This is a genomic window from Amycolatopsis keratiniphila subsp. keratiniphila (assembly GCF_001620365.2).
Lineage (GTDB): Bacteria > Actinomycetota > Actinomycetes > Mycobacteriales > Pseudonocardiaceae > Amycolatopsis > Amycolatopsis keratiniphila.
Genome location: NZ_LQMT02000010.1, coordinates 215,148 through 217,539, shown reverse-complemented (window position 1 = coordinate 217,539; position 2,392 = coordinate 215,148). Strand labels below are relative to the sequence as shown.

The following is a 2,392-nucleotide window of genomic DNA, read 5'->3' as shown; positions in this document are numbered from 1 at the left end:
CACCGAACTGCTGGTGCGCACGTGCCACAAGCGCGGCGCGTTCGCGATCGGCGGTATGGCCGCGTTCATCCCGAACCGCAAGGACCCGGAGGTCACCGCCGCGGCGCTCGACAAGGTCCGCGCCGACAAGAGCCGTGAAGCGGGCGACGGCTTCGACGGTTCCTGGGTCGCACACCCCGGCATGGTGGACATCTGCCGCGAGGAGTTCGACAAGGTCCTCGGCGACAAGCCGAACCAGCTCGACCGCACCCGCGACGACGTGTCCGTCACCGCCGACCAGCTGCTCGACGCGGCTTCGACGCCGGGTGGCGCCACCTCGGCCGGACTGCGTGCCGCCGTCGACGTCGGTATCCGCTACATCGCCTCCTGGCTGAGCGGAAACGGCGCGGCGGCCATCCACAACCTGATGGAGGACGCCGCCACCGCGGAGATCTCGCGTTCGCAGGTGTGGCAGTGGGTGCGCAACGGCACGCAGCTCGACACCGGCGACAAGGTCACCGCCGAACTGGTGCGCGGTGTGCTGGCCGAGGTCCGCGGCGAACTCGCGGCGGAGATCAAGCCGGAACTGCTGGAGCCCGCCGTCGAGCTGTTCGAGCAGGTCGCGCTCGCCGACGAGTTCCCGGACTTCCTGACCCTGCCCGCCTACGAACGGATCAAGTAGACAAATGGGGAACGGGCGGCTCACCGAGGACGTTTACACCGCCGCTGACGCGCGCCTCGCCGAGGCGGACGCGCGCGTCGCGGCCAAGTATCCCGGCGAGCCGCCCGGCCGCCAGCCCGTGCACACCGTGTACGTGCCCGCGTCGCAGTACAAGACGCGGCTCGTGGCGGACTGGGGCAAGCAGGCACTACGGGTCTTCGGCGAGCACGCCGATCAGCTGGGCCTGGACGCGGACATCGCCGACCGGGTCCGGACCAAACTGCTGACCGAGCCGATCGAAGATCTGCGGATCGACTTCGAGGACGGCCTCGGCAGGCCTGGCGACGACGAAGAGGACGCCATCGCGCTCGCCGCCGGCAGGACCCTCGCCGTCACGGGCGGCACGCCGTTCGTCGGCATCCGGTTCAAGAGCTTCGAAGCCGGGACCCGTCGTCGCGGCATCCGCACGCTCGATCTCTTCCTGGCCGGATTGCTGGAAAGCGGACCGCTGCCGGACGGTTTCGTCGTCACGCTGCCGAAGGTGACCGCCGTCGAACAGGTCGAGGTGGCGGCGGACGTCATGGAGCGTCTCGAATCCGCGTACGGCCTGGCAGAGGGCTCCTTGCGGTTCGAGGTCCAGATCGAGACCGCACAGTCCATTGTGGACATCGATGGAACGGTGGCGGTCCCGCGGATCATCGACGCCGCGCGTGGCCGCTGTTCCGGCCTGCACTACGGCACCTACGACTACAGCGCCGGGCTCGGGATCAGCGCCGAGTACCAGAGCATGGAACACCCGGCCGCCGATTTCGCCAAGCAGCTCATGCAGGTCTCGGCCGCGGGCACCGGCGTCCGGCTTTCGGACGGCTCGACGAACAAGCTGCCCGTGGGCGACGCGATCCTCCCGGCCTGGCGCGAACATCTGCGCTTGGTGCGGCGCTCGCTGGAGCGCGGCTTCTACCAGGGCTGGGATCTGCATCCGCACCAGCTGCCCACCCGGTTCGCCGCCACGTACGCGTTCTTCCGCGAAGGTTTCCCGGCCGCGCTGGGCCGCCTGCGGGACTACGCCGACCAGACCGGGCGGGGCGTGCTGGACGAACCGGCGACCGCGCAGGCTCTGGCGAGCTTCTTGTTGCGGGGACTGGACTGCGGAGCCGTGGACGCGGGGGAGCTTTCGTTTTCTCACGCGGAGTTGGACGGCTACGCGCGAAGGACCGCGTGATATTCGGCGAGAATCTCGTCCAGTGAGCCGCGGGCGCGGATCCGGCCTTCCTCCATCCAGAGGGCGGTGGTGCACAGTTCGCGCAGCAGCTCGTCGGAGTGCGAGGCGAACACCAGCACACCCGAACGACGGGCGAGGTCGACCAGCCGTTCGCGTGCCTTGGTGAGGAACGCGGCGTCGATCGCGCCGAGACCCTCGTCGAGAATGAGGATCTCGGGGTCGATGGTGGTCACCACGCCGAGCGCGAGCCGCACCCGCATGCCGGCGGAGTAGGTGCGCAAGGGTAAGTGGAGGTAGTCGCCCAGCTCGGTGAACTCGGCGATGTCGTCGACCCGTTTCTCCATCTTCCTGCGGCTCATCCCGAGGAACAGGCCGCGGATCAGGATGTTCTCGTGGCCCGAGACCTCGGGATCCAGCCCCACCCCGAGGTCGAACACCGGCGCGATCCGCCCGACGACCCGCGCGCTGCCCCTGGTCGGCTCGTAGATTCCGGACAGCAGGCGCAGGAGAGTGGACTTCCCGGCGCCGTT

2 protein-coding genes and 1 pseudogene are annotated in these 2,392 nt (G+C 69.2%); 2 read left to right on the top strand and 1 reads right to left on the bottom strand.

Going from position 1 to position 2,392, the window contains the following annotated elements:
• Window positions 1–661, top strand: a pseudogene (locus tag AVR91_RS09275) (malate synthase A); the annotation flags it as partial.
• A gap of 4 nt (window positions 662–665) precedes the next feature.
• Complete coding sequence (locus AVR91_RS09270; RefSeq protein ID WP_063272966.1) at window positions 666–1,862, top strand: DUF6986 family protein; 1,197 nt, start codon at window positions 666–668, stop codon at window positions 1,860–1,862.
• Here AVR91_RS09270 and AVR91_RS09265 read toward each other — a convergent pair.
• Window positions 1,841–2,392: ABC transporter ATP-binding protein (locus AVR91_RS09265; RefSeq protein WP_228709163.1), on the bottom strand; the 552-nt coding region annotated here is incomplete at its 5' end. The two genes, AVR91_RS09270 and AVR91_RS09265, sit on opposite strands and share 22 nt — an antisense overlap.

Excerpts from the sequence above, each read along its gene's own strand:
- AVR91_RS09270 (WP_063272966.1), top strand. The coding sequence starts at position 666 with ATGGGGAACGGGCGGCTCACCGAGGACGTTTACACCGCCGCTGACGCG.